The following is a 14,531-nucleotide window of genomic DNA, read 5'->3' as shown; positions in this document are numbered from 1 at the left end:
TCTGTACTATGATCCGGTCGCGGCCTGTTGGAGCTTTGCGGTCATAACGATCACAAGATGAAACTGAACGCAGGCATCATCACATCGAAGTTGGCGGAAAGCAAGGCTTTCTACACCAGCATCCTAGGCTTCGGGGTTTCCTTCGAGAACGAGTTCTACCTCCTGTTGCATACCCCCAACAACCAGGCGGAACTCAGCTTCCTACTGCCGAACCACCCCAGCCAGCAACCCATCTTCCATCAGCCATTCCTTGGACAGGGAATGTACCTGACCATTGAGGTCGAGGATGTGGATGGGATCTACAACGACCTCAAGCAGCGCGGTGTGCCGATTAAGATCGATATCCGGGACGAACCCTGGGGTGACAGGCACTTCGCCATAGAAGACCCGAACGGTATCGGCATCGATGTCGTGAAGTACTCTCCACCTCAAGACCGGTCCTAGACCCCAAGCTGGCCAGGTCTTCCACCGCCCTCGAACCGGGCTCCGAGGAAGCCCCATGGTCGCCGGCATCGTGGGCGTGAAGAAGTTCGCCTACGACATCTGGGGCGATACGGTGAACACGGCCAGCCGCATGGAGAGCAGTGGCGAGGTGGGGCAGGTGAACATCAGTGAGGCGACCTATTTGCTGGTGAAGAACGAGACAAGTTTCAACTTCACCCAGCGGGGAAAAGTGCAGGCGAAGGGCAAGGGGGAGATGGAGATGTACTTCGTGCGCCGCACCGGGGAGTTCGCGCAGACTTGAGAGCGTGCGTCGATCGCGAAAGGTGCTTCGGTCGTGCGTAGGAACTTTCACCCTCCGGCTATTGCCCATTCCAAGAAAGTTCCCCTTCTTGGGTCCGTGCAAGCCACTCAACTTCTGCGCACCGGAGGCGTGCTGACCGTCCTGTTCCTGTCTTGCTGTGCGTCGGTGATCCGGGCACAGGACGACACGGACTCCCTGCGAAGGGTCCTGGCCGCGTCCGCACCGGACACCACCCGCGTGAACGCGCTGAACACATTGGCGCAGGCGTACATGGACGTGGAACCGGACAGCGCGATCAGTTACGCATCGCAGGCGCAACGGCTTGCCGAGGAACTCGCTTTTGAACCCGGACTTGGCGAGGCTTTGCGCATTGTCGGGACCGGCTACATGCGTCGGCAGGAGTACGGCATTGCCAGCAGCCATCTTCAGCGTGCCTTGGCGCTCTGGGCCAAATTGGGCGATGCCGACAAGCAGAAGAAGATCCACTTCGCACTCGCTCATATCGCAGAGCAACAGAGCGACTTCCCCGAAGCGCTCAAGCAGCACCTCATCAGCCTGAAGCTCGCTGAGCAACTCGGGGACAGCGCGGCGGTGGTGGACATGCGCATGGACATCGGCGTGGTGTATGGCCATATGGGCGAGCATGCGAAGGCGACCGCCTTGCTTGAGCAGGTGCTGCAGGCCTATGAGCGCACAGGGGACAGCTTGGGCATTGCCAGGACATGCAACAACCTGGGCAATGTGCTGGACGACGAAGGCCGCTCCGACGAGGCGCGGATCTACCTGAACAGGGCGGTGGACATGGCGCGCGCCTTGAGACATCCAATGGGAGAGGTCATCACCCTCGGTTCCCTGGCCAACCACTATCAGCGCCTGCAGCAGTTCGATACGGCACTGGTATACAACGAACGCATCCTGGCCCTCCTCGAGCGGATCGGCGACCCGTTCAGGCTCGCAGCGGCCTCCATCAACACGGGCGAGATCCTCACACGGATGAAGCGCTACGACGAAGCGGAGGAGTACCTCAACAGGGGCATCGAATATGCGCGGTCGGTGGGTGCGAAGCAGTGGCTCTCCAACGCGCACGCGGGCCTGTACGACATCGCCAATGCACTGGGCGATGCCCCCGAGGCACTGGAACAGTTCAAACTCCACATCGCCTACCAGGACAGCATCACCAACGAGGCGAACACCCGAAAGGCGGTCCAGGTACAGATGCAGTACGACTTCGACAAGAAGGAAGCTGCCACCCGGGTCGAGCAGGAGCGGAAAGACCTGCGCCAGCGGTTGGTGAGGAATGGGATCGCCGGTGGACTCGCTGGAGCACTGCTTTTCCTGGGCGTGGTATGGCGCCAGCGCAACCGCATCAGCAAGGAAAAGGCGCGCAGTGAAGAGCTTCTGCTGAACATCCTGCCGGAAGAAGTCGCTGAGGAATTGAAGGCCAAGGGTTCGGCTGAGGCTGTGCACATCGACCAGGTCACCGTGCTCTTCACCGACTTCAAGGGCTTCACGGCGATGAGCGAAACACTGAGCCCGCAGGAACTGGTCCGCGACCTGAACGAGTGCTTCAGCGCCTTCGATCACATCACCGCCAAGCACGGCATCGAGAAGATCAAGACCATCGGGGATGCGTACATGGCCGCTGGAGGATTACCCACGCCGAATACAACGCACGCCACAGATGTGATCAAAGCCGCTTTCGAAATGCGCGACTTCATCGCCGAAGGCAAGGCCCGGAAGATCGCGGCGGGGTTGCCGTATTTCGAGATCCGCATCGGAGTGCACACTGGCCCGGTGGTCGCGGGCATCGTAGGCGTGAAGAAGTTCCAGTACGACATCTGGGGCGACACCGTAAACACGGCGAGCCGCATGGAGAGCAGCGGCGAGGCGGGACAGGTCAATATCAGCGAGGCGACTTACGCGTTTGTGAAGAGCGAGCCGGGTCTCACCTTCACCCCTCGCGGGAAGGTGCAGGCGAAGGGCAAGGGGGAGATGGAGATGTATTTCGTTTCCGGAATGTGACAAGCCTGACCAGGGCATGGAACATCAACCTCATGCGCATGGCGAGTAACTCCAAGGTCCTCCATCCCGCGGCTCCGGGCCTGCGGGCTGCTCCTGCTGTCGATCGCGGTCCGTACGTTGGCCACTAGCGCACAGGACGGACGCGTGGCGGATTCCTTGCTACGGATCGTGGCCGCGAACGCGGCCGACACGGTCACCGCCGATGCCCTGTATGAGCTGTCCATCGAGCACCTCGGGCGGGATGGTGACCGGGCCAAGGAGTTCGCCGACCGGTCGATCGCCCTTTCGGAGCGCATCGGCTACGGACTTGGCGTGGCCAAGGGCCATGTGATGCTGGCGGCGGTGGCGGAGGACAAGGGCCAGCTGCCGCTGGCCTTGGAGCACTACGAATTGTCCCATGACAAGAGCGTGGCCATCGGCGATAGCATCGGTATCGCCCAGACGCTGGGGAACAGCGGCAGCGTGCTGGCCCGGATGGGCGACATGCCCAAGGCGCTGGAGCGTTTCATCGCGGCGCGCAAGCTGAACCATGCGCTGGGCCGGAAGGACTGGGAGGCGAACAACCTCTCCAACATCGGCAACGTGCAGAAGAACCTGGGACGGTTGGATGAAGGGCTGCGTTACCTGAGGGAATCCGAAAAGCTGTCCCTGGAGTCGGGTGATGTCGCGGGAGTCGCATCCGCGCGTTCGAACATCGCCACGGTGCTTTATGAGCAGGGACAGTTCCCCGAGGCGCTGCGGCTGACCGGGCAAGCCCTGGAAGGCTTCCGCACCATCGGGTATGCGAACGGGGAGATGCGCGCCTTGGGCAACATGGCGGACATCCGCCTGCGCATGGGTGATGGGGCCGGTGCGTTGCACGATGCGCAGGAGGCCCTCCGCATGGCCGGAGAACTCGGCGACCCGAGCGGGACAGCCCAGGCCCACATCACGTTGGGGCGGGCACATCTCCTGGCCAAGCGCTACGATGACGCGGGGCGCGAACTGCGCCAGGGGGTGACCGATGCCAGCGCGAGTGACAGCTGGGACCTTCTCCTGAACGCCTACCTTGAATTGAGCCGGGTGGACAGCGCGCGCGGCGACCATGCCGCAGCCCTTGCCTGGTTCAAGCGCACCGTGGCCGCGAAGGACAGCCTGTACAACGCCTCCAGCGCGCAGGACCTGATGCGCCAGAAGATGCAGTTCGATTTCGACCGCAAGGAGGAACTCGATCGGGCCGAACAGGAAAAGAAGGACGCCCTGAGCGCCGCCGAGCTGCGCCGACAGAAGCTGTTGCGCAACGGTTCGCTCTTCGGTCTGGCGCTCATGGTCGCGTTCGCCGGGGTGTTCCTGTTCCAGCGCGTGCGGATCGGCCGTGAGCGGGCACGCAGCGAAGCGCTCCTGCTGAACATCCTGCCCTCGGAGGTGGCCGAGGAGCTGAAGGCGAAAGGCGAGGCCGAAGCCGTGCAGATCGATCTGGTCACCGTGCTCTTCACGGACTTCAAGGGGTTCACAGCGATGAGCGAGCACATGAGCCCGAAGGACCTGGTACGCGACCTCAATGAGTGCTTCAGCGCATTCGACCGCATCACGGAGAAGCACGGCATCGAGAAGATCAAGACCATCGGCGATGCCTACATGGCGGCCGGTGGCCTTCCAACACCGAACACCACGCACGTCACTGACGTGATGAAGGCGGCATTGGAGATGCGCGACTTCATCGCTGAGGGCAAGGCGCGGAAAGTTGCGGCAGGCCTTCCCTACTTCGAGATCCGCATCGGTATCCACACCGGCCCGGTGGTGGCCGGCATCGTAGGTGTGAAGAAGTTCAGCTACGACATCTGGGGCGATACGGTGAACACGGCCAGCCGCATGGAGAGCAGCGGCGAGGTGGGGCAGGTGAACATCAGCGAGGCGACCTATGCACTAGTGAAGGATGAACCCGGTCTCACGTTCACGCCGCGCGGCAAAGTGCAGGCGAAGGGCAAGGGGGAGATGGAGATGTACTTCGTAGAATGGAGCGTGTGAGCAGAGTGCCTGCTGCCCTGCTAGAAAGACGCCGGCCTCAGCCCAGCACTTCCCGCACGATCCGATCGATCTCGTCGAACTGGTCCTTGCCTTTGATGACGTACTGCTCCGCACCCTTCTGCACGGTCTGCAAGGCGACACCATAGTGGGTTTGGCTGCTGAGCATGATCACATGCACCTGCCGATCGAGCTTCTTGATCCGCTGAAGGATCTGCAGTCCATCGGCGGCGTCCTTCACCACGTTGTTCAGGTGGTGGTCCAGGATCACCAGGTCGGGATGGTCGCTCAGGTGCGCCAGGCAATCCTCGCCGGTATGGAAGACCTCCACCGCGTGGGGAAAGCTGCTGCGCAGGTGGTCGGCCAGCATGGTGGCGAGCATCACATCGTCGTCCACGATGAAGATCTTCTTGGCCATGGTCATTCGTCGCGGAGCGAAGATAGGGGCCGCGAAGTCAATGGCTACCTTGGCCGCATGGACGCGCCACTTACCGATCTGGCCTACCTCGAACGCTTCTGCAAGGGCGACCGGTCGCGCATGGAGAAGTACATACGGATGTACCTGAGCGGTGCGCCCGATCTCTTCGAGAAGATGCATTCGGCGTTGGCCGCGCAGGATGGAGAGTCGCTCGCCGTGGCCGCGCACAGCGCCCGCCCGCAGGTGAACTACATGGGTGCGCAGAAGCTGTTCGACCTGCTCACCACCTTGGAGCAGCAGGCGCGTGCCGATGGTGCTTCAACCTGCCATGCGCTGGTGAAAGAAGCGATGGACCTGAACGAAAAGGTCATGGCCGAACTGCGTGGGCGGTCCGGCCATGGCGGCTGAGGAGGTGATGCTCAATTCCTGGTGAGCGCAGGATCGAGACCACTTTCATCCGTTGCGCGGAGCAAGCCGAGGGCCAGGTCCTCCGAGTCGGTCAGCGTGTTCGGCGCGGAACCGTTCACCCGGTTGATGACGCGAATGATGGTGACCGGAACACCGTTCCGCAGTTGGACATACTGATCCATCAGCACCGCGGTACCACCCAGCAGGCCACTGTAGGTGCCGCGCATCACGCTGTCGTTCACGCTCTCCACCTCGCCCACCAGGGAGAGATGCGAGCCGCCGAGCCCGGTGACGCTCTTGCGCAGGAAGGCGGCGCCATCCGTGTTCATGATTGGCATGCGGTCCACCAGCACCAGCGCGTGGTTGGCTGTGACGTACACCTCCATGTCGTCGGCATCGAGGTCGAGCAGCCAGTTGGCGGGGGTATTGGTGCCCAGAACCGCCCGGTTCGCGGCAAGCCAGTTGTTCGTCGGGATCATCGGGGTCTGTGCGTTGAGCGCAGTGGCGAGCATCGTGTTCATGGCGGTGAGGAGGATCAGGTTCTTCATCATTCGGGCCGGTGGGCATTGGATCGCTGACCGGCGGGACAAAAGTGCCCTTGTAACGAGGCCCTCCGCCAGCGCGGATACACGGGAAATGAAGAACAGGTGGAAATACGGGTGTCCGGTATTTCCACCTGAACGACCTTCGGGCCATGATCAAACTCGCCCTCGCGGACGATCAGGTGATGTTCCGCCGCGGACTGGCCATGCTGCTGCGCGACATGCCGGATGTGCAGGTGACCTTCGAATGCTCGAACGGGGAGGAACTGCTCACCGCGCTGCGCGACAACGCCGTGGACATCGTGTTGCTCGACCTGGAGATGCCCGTGCTCGATGGCATGAAGGCCATGGAGCGCATCCGGGCCGAACACCCGCAGGTGAAGGTGATCGTGCTGAGCATGCATGGCGAGGAGAAGTTCATCGTACACCTGATGGAACTGGGCGCGAACGGTTACGTGCTGAAGACCGCCGAGCCGGACGAGATCGAGAACGCCATCCGCGCCGTGGCCAGCACGGGCTACCACTTCAGCGAGATGGTGAGCCGCGTGATGCTGCACGGATTGGTGAAGAAGGACAAGATCAAGCCCACCTTCGACGATGTGGACCCGCTCAGCGAACGTGAGCTGGAAGTGCTGCGCCTGATCTGCCAGGAGCTCACCACCACGGAGATCGCCGGCAAGCTCTTCCTCAGCCCACGCACCGTGGAGGGCCACCGCAACAACATCCTGCTGAAGACCGGCGCGCGCAACACAGCGGGCCTGGTGGTGTATGCGATGAGCAAGGGGATCTTCAGGCCATGAGCACCGGAGCGCGCGCTTGCATCGCCATTGTGGCATGCCTTCTGGCGGCAGCGGCATCGCGTGCGCAGGTCGATACCCTCCTCATCCCACTGCGCCATCTCAGCATAGAGGACGGCCTTTCGCAGGGCATGGTGGGCAGCATCCTCCAGGACCGCGCCGGCTTCATGTGGTTCGCCACCAAGGATGGGTTGAACCGCTACGACGGCTACTCCTTCAAGGTGTTCCGGCACGACCCGCAGGACAGCTCGTCGGTGCGTGACAACCACATCCTGAAGATCTTCGAGGACAGCAAAGGCCTGCTCTGGATCGGCACCAACAGCGGGTTGGATGTGTTCGACCCGGCCACGGAGGTCTTCCACCACCTTCCCCGCATGGAAGGCACCTCACAAGACGGCGGCGATCTGGTGTGCGATGTGCGCTCCATCGCCGAGGATCCGTCCGGGAACATCTGGTTCAATACGGCTTTCAACCTCTATCGCGTCCGACCGGGCACTACCGCAGCTGCGCCCTTGGGGCCCGGCACACACGCACAACGCATCGCCGATATCCACAATTGTGGATTGTTCGTCGACCATGCCGGTATCCTGCGTTCGCACGGGCCGAACGTGCTGGACCGCACCTACCCCGACCGGCCCTACCTGCACATCGACACGCGGGATGAGCCATTCATCGCATCGTTGGTCCGCGACGTGGCCGACCGCACCGTGCATCCGGTCCTGGGACTTCGGAACGAACGGATCGTCGAATTGGCCGTGCGGGATGCCCACCGCCGGATCACCTATCAGGTGGCGGGCACCGGAACCGTTACGGAGATCGACGATGCCACGGGCCATGAACGCGTGATCCCTGCGGGGCAGCCTGCCTGGGGGTGGCCGAAGCACGGTATGGCGGATGTGGACGGCCGCATTTGGCTGGCCACGGACCAGGGTCTCTGGCGTTGCGATCCCTCGACCGGTCGATCCAGCGCCATGCGACCGATAGATGGCCCTCTAGGCATGACGACCCTGGACGTGGCCTGCATCCATCAGGACCGCAGTGGCGTGATCTGGATCGGCACCCCAGGCTACGGCATCTTCATCTACGACCCGCGCATCGAACGGTTCCATACACAACTGATGCGCTCCGTCGGATGGATGGCACCCCTGAGCGACGGCCGCGTTCTGCTGGTCTCCGGCCTGAACGTGAAGGTCTGTGATCCGCATCGCTCGATCACGACTCCGGCGCCACCCGGTTTGGTGGAGGGCAGTGAGCGGCAGTTCTACTACGACCGGACGGGATCGTTCGTGGTATCGCCCAACGGTACGGTCTGGTCGAACGCCAACGGGATCCTCGCCCGGAGCGCAACAGATGACAGGGACTTCCGGTTCTTCCGAGACCCTGCGATCCCCGTCGAATTCCCCCTATATGCCAGTGGCGATACGCTCGTCGCGTTCGGCAGTGCATCCTCCCACGGGCTGTTCGATACGCGCAGTGAGCGCTTCACCAGCGTGCCCTATCCCATGGAGGCATCCGGAGGTGAATACCGGTTCGTGCAAGCCACTCAACGTGATGCGGCCGGGATCTTCTGGTTGGGCACCATGAAAGGTCTCCTGCGCCTGGATCCGCGAACGAACGCATGGCAGCACTACCAGAACATCCCGTCCGACACCACCTCGCTGGCCGCGGATGTGATCTTCTGCCTGCTCGGTGATCCGAAGGACGCCGACATCCTGTGGGTGGGCACCAGTGGCGGAGGGCTGGCACGCCTGGACAAACGCACCGGTCGTTGCAGACGTTTTTCCACACGGGACGGCTTGCCGAACAACGTGATCTACGGACTGCTCAGCGACGACGACGGGCAACTGTGGATGAGCACCAACAAGGGGCTCTGCTGCTTCGACCCGGAGACCTATGCTGTGCGCAACTTCGATGGACGGCATGGGCTGCAGAACGACGAGTTCAACCGCTACGCCTTCTGCAAGACACAGGACGGCACGCTCTTCTTCGGCGGTGTCAACGGCCTCAACCATTTCCACCCGCGCGACCTGCGCATCGATGAGCGTCCGGTGCAAGTGGCCATCACCGACATCAAACTGTCGAACCGCTCCATTGCGCTTGGTGCGCCGGAGGCCCTGCTGAAGGTGCCCACCCACCTCGCGGAGGAACTGGTGATCCCGTATGCGGAGGCGAGCATGCTCAGCATCGACTTCGCCAGCATGGAATACATCGCGCTGGGCAACCGCACCTATCAGTACCAACTGGAAGGCTACGACCGGCAGCGGATCGATGCCGGCCAGGCGCATTCGGCGAACTACACCAACCTCGATCCGGGCGACTACACGTTCAAGGTCTGGGGCCGCAACCGCGATGGCGTGTGGAACGCGGAGCCGATCGCCCTGCGCATCACGATCCTTCCGCCGTGGTACCTCACCATCTGGGCAAAGGTGGCGGCCGTGTTGATCCTCGCAGGGGCCGTGCTGCTCTTCATCCGCATCCGCACCGGTGGATTGAAGAAGCAGAAGGAACTGTTGGAACGCACGGTGGCCGAGCGCACGGCGGAGCTGAGCCAGGCCAAGGATCGCGCGGAGCGGAGCGAAGTGGTCAAGCAACAGTTCCTGGCCAACATGAGCCACGAGATCCGCACGCCGATGAACGCCATCATGGGCATGACCGGGATCCTCAAGCGCAACGAACACTTGCCAGAGCAGGAGAAGTACCTCAATGCCGTTTCGCAGAGCAGCGAGAACCTCTTGGTGATCCTCAACGACATCCTGGACCTGAGCAAGCTGGAAGCCGGGAGGACCGAATTGGAGCAGGTGGCCTTCGATCCGCGACAGGTCATCGGCAACGTGCGCGACATCCTGCGCTACAAGGCCGAGGAGAAGGGCCTTGCGCTGGTCGTTGAAGTGGATGGCGATCTGCCGGGGATGCTACTCGGCGATCCCACCCGGCTGAACCAGATCGTACTGAACCTGGCCGGCAACGCGATCAAGTTCACCGAGCGCGGCTCCGTTACGCTGCGCGCACGATGGGTGAACGGTGAACTCCGCATCGATGTGATCGATACCGGTATCGGGATCCCGCAAGACCGGTTGTACACCATCTTCGAGGAGTTCACGCAGGCCTACAGCGATACGGCGCGCAAGTATGGCGGCACCGGTCTTGGCCTCACCATCAGCAAGCGGCTGGCCGAGATGCAGGGTGGAAGCATCACGGTGAAGAGCGAACAAGGCAGGGGAAGCACCTTCACGTTGACCATCCCGTATAGCATCGCCAGCGCAACGCCAGCGACAACGGCACCGGACCCTGGCGTTGAAGGGAAGGAGCTCCGGAACGTGAGGATCCTTCTGGCCGAGGACAACGACTTCAACGCGATGGTGGCGCAGGATGAGCTGGCCGATGCGATCCCCGGCGTGCGGGTGGACGTCGCTGTGAATGGTAGCATCGCGCTGGAGATGGTGCGAGCGAATGACTACGACGTGATCCTGATGGACGTGCAGATGCCGGAGATGAACGGCTACGATGCCACGAGAGCCATCCGCGCTTTGAAAGGGAACAAGTCTCGCATACCGATCGTGGCCATGACGGCGAACGTGATGAAGGAAGAGGTGGAGCGCTGCAAGGAAGCGGGCATGGACGGCTACGTGCCCAAGCCGTTCAAGCGGGAGGAACTGATCGGGGCCTTGCAAGCGGCACTGCACACATCGCAGACCTGATGGAGCACCGCACAGCAACCACCTTGATGCTGGTCCTCATGGCCGGGGCCACGCTGCGTGCCCAGCCGCAACGGACCGACACGCTTTACCTGCCTTTCCAGCACCTCAGCATCGAGGACGGCCTGTCGCAGGGCATGGTGAACACCATCCTGCAGGACCGGTACGGTTTCATGTGGTTCGGCACCAAGGACGGACTGAACCGCTACGACGGTTACACCTTCACCGTGTTCCGGCAGGATCCGGAGGACAGCACGACCCTGCGGAACAACTACATCCATGCGCTCTTCGAGGACAGGCAGGGCCGCCTGTGGGTGGGGACGGGCGAGGGCCTGGAGCTGTTCGACCGCGCCAACGAGCGGTTCATACATGCGCATGCCGGGCCGACACCCATCCTGGACATCGTGCAGGGCATCGCACAGGACGCCCACAACGACCTCTGGCTGGCGTGCAACAACGGGCTGTTCAAACTGACGTTCGCGGGGGGATCCCATGACGATGGTATGCCGCTGTGTACGATCAATCAATACCTCGGCAACAGTTGCCTCGTGAGCGCGGACCGTACGGGAACGATCTGGGCCAGCCAGCATGACCGGAACAGCTTCCGCGTGGTACCGAATCATGCGGGTAAGGACCGGATGGACACCCTGCTGCTCGATCGACCGGTGGGCAATACCAGCACCGGCAGGACCTTGCGAGCGCTCACGGGACTGGTCGCAGCGGAAGACACGATCGAACAGCACATCTATGGCCTGCACCTGTTCGGCATCGCGCAGCTCGATGCACGCTCCGACCAGGCGAAGACGCTGTACGAAGCGGGTTCCGAACTGGGCCAGATGCGCGGCATGAACGCCACCGTGGACGGCAAGGGCCGGTTGTGGATCGCCGTGTACTCCGGCATCTACCTCTTCGATCCCGCCGCTGGAGGCTTCTCGCGCGTGCTGCCGCGCGACCAGAACCTCCTGCTCCAAGCCCAAGGCGCCAAATGCGCCTATCGCGACCGCAATGGTCTCGTCTGGGTCGGCACCTCGGGCTATGGCCTGCTCGCCTACGATCCACGCAGTGCCCGGTTCAACACGGTGAAGTCCGGGAGCTGTGGTCCCATGCAGGCCTTGCCTGACGGGCGCGTGTCGGTTGCCTTCCACAATGGATTTCTGAACGAGTTCGATCCTCGGACCAACTCGTGGCCAACGTGGATCCCCTGGTTCGAGAAGGTGAACGACCCGGCGCTCAACATCTTGAGCCGAGCGAACCGCGTACTGGTCAGGGACGAACGAGGGATGTACTGGTTCAACCATGAGGGCCTCCTGACCTATGAGCCCGTGCAGGACAGGATCACCCGCATCCCACGCGACACGGCCGCCATCCGCGCCTTCCCGGAGGAGACCTACAACGAGACCTTCCTGTTGGAAGGTGATTCGCTCATCTGGTCGGGCTCGGCCCACACGCTCTGTCGCTTCGATCGCCGGACCGGACAGTTCCACTATGTGCCCTATCCGCGATCACGGGTCGGTGAGGTCGATCGGTTCCTGCACGCGATCATCCGCGATGACAGCGGGCTGCTTTGGCTGGGCACAGCGACGGGATTGTACCGCTACGATCGTCGCATGAGCGGCATGGCCGCCTGGCAGGTGTACACACACGTTCCTGCGGATCCGGCCTCCCTTTCCACGGACATCATCTATTCACTGTTGAACGACCCCGTCGATCCGGATGTGCTCTGGGTCGGCACCAACGGCGGTGGCCTCAACCGAATGGACAAGCGCACGGGCAGGTGTGTTCGCTACGGCACCAAACAAGGTCTGCCCAACGATGTGGTGTACGGCATCCTTCCCGATGAAGCCGGCAACCTGTGGATGAGCACCAATAAGGGCATCTCGCGTTTCACGCCCGGTACGGGGACCTTCCGCAACTACGATGCGAACGACGGGCTGCAGAGCGACGAGTTCAACCGCTACGCGCAATGCAGGCAAGCGGACGGTACGCTCTTCTTCGGTGGCGTGATGGGCTTCAACCACTTCAAGCCGGCCGAGCTCGCGGACGATAGCACGGCCAGCCTCATCCGCATCACGGGCATCAAGCTCATCAACCGTGCGGTGGACCATCGCCAGGAAGGTTCACCGCTGAAGGCACCTGCGTATCTGAGCGAAGGCATCACCATTCCGTACAGTGCGAACATGGTCATCTTCGAGTTCGCAGCCATGGAGTTCAGCGCGCCGCGCACACATCAGTACCGCTACAAGCTCGATGGCTTCGATGCGGATTGGATCGACGCGGGCACCGACAACAGCGCCATCTACACCAACCTCGACCCCGGCACCTACGTGTTCCACGTTCGCACGCGCAACAGGGATGGCATCTGGGACACGAAGGGAACATCGTTCACCCTTACGGTGACCCCGCCGTGGTGGCGCACGTGGTGGTTCTACGCCGCCTGCATGATGGCCATCGGTGGCGGCGCATTGCTGTACATCCGCATGCTGAACATGCGGAACGTGAACCTGGAGCGCACCGTGGAGCAACGGACCCGTGACCTGGTGTCGGCCAAGGAACGCGCGGAGCGCAGCGAGCAGGTGAAGCAACAGTTCCTGGCCAATATGAGCCACGAGATCCGCACGCCGATGAACGCCATCATGGGCATGAGTGGCATCCTGAAGCGCGATCCGCATCCACCGGAACAGGACAAGTACCTCAACGCGATCGCGCAGAGCAGCGAGAATCTGCTTGTGATCATCAACGACATCCTCGATCTGAGCAAGATGGAGGCCGGGAAGATCGTGTTGGACCACGTGCCGTTCGAGCCGCGCAAGGTGGTGGACAGCGTGTACGACCTGCTCCGTTTCAAGGCCGAGGAGAAGAAGCTGGCCTTGACGATGGAGGTGGAGGGTTCCGTTCCGCAGCGTTTGATGGGTGATCCAACGCGCTTGCAGCAGGTCCTGGTGAACCTCGTGGGCAACGCCATCAAGTTCACGGAGCAGGGGAGCATCACCGGCAGGATGAGCTCCAACGGATCGGGTGATGGTCGTATCGAACTGATGTTCGTGATCAAGGACACCGGCATCGGCATCGCGCCCGACCGCCGGGAGCGCATCTTCGATGAGTTCGATCAGGGACAGGGTGCCACGGCCTTCAAGTACGGCGGTACCGGCCTTGGGCTGTCCATCAGCAAGCGGCTGGCGGAAATGCAAGGTGGCGGCATCACCGTGGAAAGCGAGATCGGCGAGGGCAGCACGTTCACGGTGAGGATCCCCTACGCCGTGGCGCCTTCGGATACCACTGCCGCAGCCCCCATCCGCCGCGCGCCGATCACGGAACTCCGCGACCTGCGCATCCTGCTCGCGGAAGACAACGCGTTCAACGCCATGGTGGCACAGGACGAGCTGGCCGATGCGATCCCCGGCGTGCGTGTGGATGTGGCCGTGAACGGACGGATCGCTTGGGAGATGGTCCAGGCCAATGACTACGACGTGATCCTGATGGATGTGCAGATGCCGGAAATGAACGGCTACGACGCGACGAGGGCGATCCGTGCATTGAAAGGTGACAAGTCACGCATCCCCATCGTGGCGATGACGGCCAACGTGATGAAGGAGGAGGTGGAGCGCTGCAAGGAAGCCGGAATGAACGGCTACGTGCCCAAGCCCTTCAAGCGTGAGGAGTTGATGGGGGCGATCATCACTGCTATTGGCAAGTGAGCACGATTCAACATGATGATATGACCGTGGAGAGCAGCTGTGAGGTAGGGCAGGGGAACATCAGCGAGAGCACTTATGCGCTGATAAAGGATGACCCGGGACTCACGTTCACCCCGCCCGGAAAAGTGCAGGCCAAGGGGAAGGGGGAGATGGAGATGTACTTCGTGGAGCGGAGCGCAGGGGCCGCTTGATGGGCCGCTGGCCT

The 14,531-nt window shown here is 62.2% G+C and carries 11 protein-coding genes; 9 read left to right on the top strand and 2 right to left on the bottom strand.

Annotation, left to right across the window (positions count from 1 at the left end):
* Positions 1-57 precede the first annotated feature (57 nt).
* The 4 genes from IPK70_12795 to IPK70_12780 all read left to right on the top strand — a co-directional run bounded on the left by IPK70_12795 (position 58) and on the right by IPK70_12780 (position 4,774).
* Entirely contained in the window at positions 58-444 is a 387-nt protein-coding gene (locus tag IPK70_12795; GenBank protein MBK8228035.1) for a VOC family protein, read from the top strand.
* A 55-nt stretch (positions 445-499) separates the two neighbouring features.
* Positions 500-745 (top strand): hypothetical protein, encoded by a 246-nt coding sequence (locus IPK70_12790; protein ID MBK8228034.1) that lies wholly within the window; start codon positions 500-502, stop codon positions 743-745.
* A gap of 129 nt (positions 746-874) precedes the next feature.
* A complete protein-coding gene (locus IPK70_12785) occupies positions 875-2,767 on the top strand; it encodes a tetratricopeptide repeat protein (GenBank protein MBK8228033.1) in 1,893 nt (630 codons plus the stop codon).
* Between the two features lie 168 nt (positions 2,768-2,935).
* Positions 2,936-4,774, top strand: a complete 1,839-nt coding sequence (locus IPK70_12780) for a tetratricopeptide repeat protein (protein ID MBK8228032.1) — start codon at positions 2,936-2,938, stop codon at positions 4,772-4,774.
* A gap of 37 nt (positions 4,775-4,811) precedes the next feature.
* Here the strand turns inward: IPK70_12780 and IPK70_12775 are convergent, their stop codons facing one another.
* Positions 4,812-5,189, bottom strand: coding sequence for a response regulator (locus IPK70_12775; GenBank protein ID MBK8228031.1), 378 nt, complete (start codon positions 5,187-5,189; stop codon positions 4,812-4,814).
* 57 nt (positions 5,190-5,246) lie between these two features.
* Between IPK70_12775 and IPK70_12770 the strand changes: the two genes are divergently transcribed.
* Complete coding sequence (locus tag IPK70_12770; GenBank protein ID MBK8228030.1) at positions 5,247-5,597, top strand: Hpt domain-containing protein; 351 nt, start codon at positions 5,247-5,249, stop codon at positions 5,595-5,597.
* Positions 5,598-5,608: 11 nt separating this feature from the next.
* Here IPK70_12770 and IPK70_12765 read toward each other — a convergent pair whose 3' ends face one another.
* The gene (locus IPK70_12765) at positions 5,609-6,148 is read right to left on the bottom strand and encodes a hypothetical protein (protein ID MBK8228029.1); all 540 of its coding nucleotides are present in this window, start codon (positions 6,146-6,148) and stop codon (positions 5,609-5,611) included.
* Between the two features lie 143 nt (positions 6,149-6,291).
* Between IPK70_12765 and IPK70_12760 the strand changes: the two genes are divergently transcribed.
* From IPK70_12760 to IPK70_12745, 4 genes are read left to right on the top strand one after another with little or no spacing between them, the layout of a single operon-like run.
* Positions 6,292-6,939, top strand: a complete 648-nt coding sequence (locus tag IPK70_12760; protein ID MBK8228028.1) for a response regulator transcription factor — start codon at positions 6,292-6,294, stop codon at positions 6,937-6,939.
* Complete coding sequence (locus tag IPK70_12755; protein MBK8228027.1) at positions 6,936-10,634, top strand: response regulator; 3,699 nt, start codon at positions 6,936-6,938, stop codon at positions 10,632-10,634. The genes IPK70_12760 and IPK70_12755 overlap by 4 nt, the downstream gene beginning before the upstream one ends.
* Complete coding sequence (locus tag IPK70_12750) at positions 10,634-14,326, top strand: response regulator (protein ID MBK8228026.1); 3,693 nt, start codon at positions 10,634-10,636, stop codon at positions 14,324-14,326. Before IPK70_12755 ends, IPK70_12750 begins: the two co-directional genes overlap by 1 nt.
* Positions 14,323-14,517, top strand: coding sequence for a hypothetical protein (locus IPK70_12745; GenBank protein MBK8228025.1), 195 nt, complete (start codon positions 14,323-14,325; stop codon positions 14,515-14,517). The genes IPK70_12750 and IPK70_12745 overlap by 4 nt, the downstream gene beginning before the upstream one ends.
* Positions 14,518-14,531: the final 14 nt, after the last annotated feature.

It is taken from the genome of Flavobacteriales bacterium (assembly GCA_016712535.1).
In the GTDB taxonomy this organism is placed as follows: domain Bacteria; phylum Bacteroidota; class Bacteroidia; order Flavobacteriales_F; family PHOS-HE28; genus PHOS-HE28.
The sequence above is the reverse complement of the archived record's forward strand: the minus strand, read 5'-3'. Positions and strand labels throughout refer to the sequence as shown.

Excerpts from the sequence above, each read along its gene's own strand:
- IPK70_12765 (MBK8228029.1), bottom strand. The coding sequence starts at position 6,148 with ATGATGAAGAACCTGATCCTCCTCACCGCCATGAACACGATGCTCGCC.
- IPK70_12760 (MBK8228028.1), top strand. The coding sequence starts at position 6,292 with ATGATCAAACTCGCCCTCGCGGACGATCAGGTGATGTTCCGCCGCGGA.
- IPK70_12790 (MBK8228034.1), top strand. The coding sequence starts at position 500 with ATGGTCGCCGGCATCGTGGGCGTGAAGAAGTTCGCCTACGACATCTGG.
- IPK70_12755 (MBK8228027.1), top strand. The coding sequence starts at position 6,936 with ATGAGCACCGGAGCGCGCGCTTGCATCGCCATTGTGGCATGCCTTCTG.
- IPK70_12775 (MBK8228031.1), bottom strand. The coding sequence starts at position 5,189 with ATGGCCAAGAAGATCTTCATCGTGGACGACGATGTGATGCTCGCCACC.
- IPK70_12770 (MBK8228030.1), top strand. The coding sequence starts at position 5,247 with ATGGACGCGCCACTTACCGATCTGGCCTACCTCGAACGCTTCTGCAAG.
- IPK70_12795 (MBK8228035.1), top strand. The coding sequence starts at position 58 with ATGAAACTGAACGCAGGCATCATCACATCGAAGTTGGCGGAAAGCAAG.
- IPK70_12750 (MBK8228026.1), top strand. The coding sequence starts at position 10,634 with ATGGAGCACCGCACAGCAACCACCTTGATGCTGGTCCTCATGGCCGGG.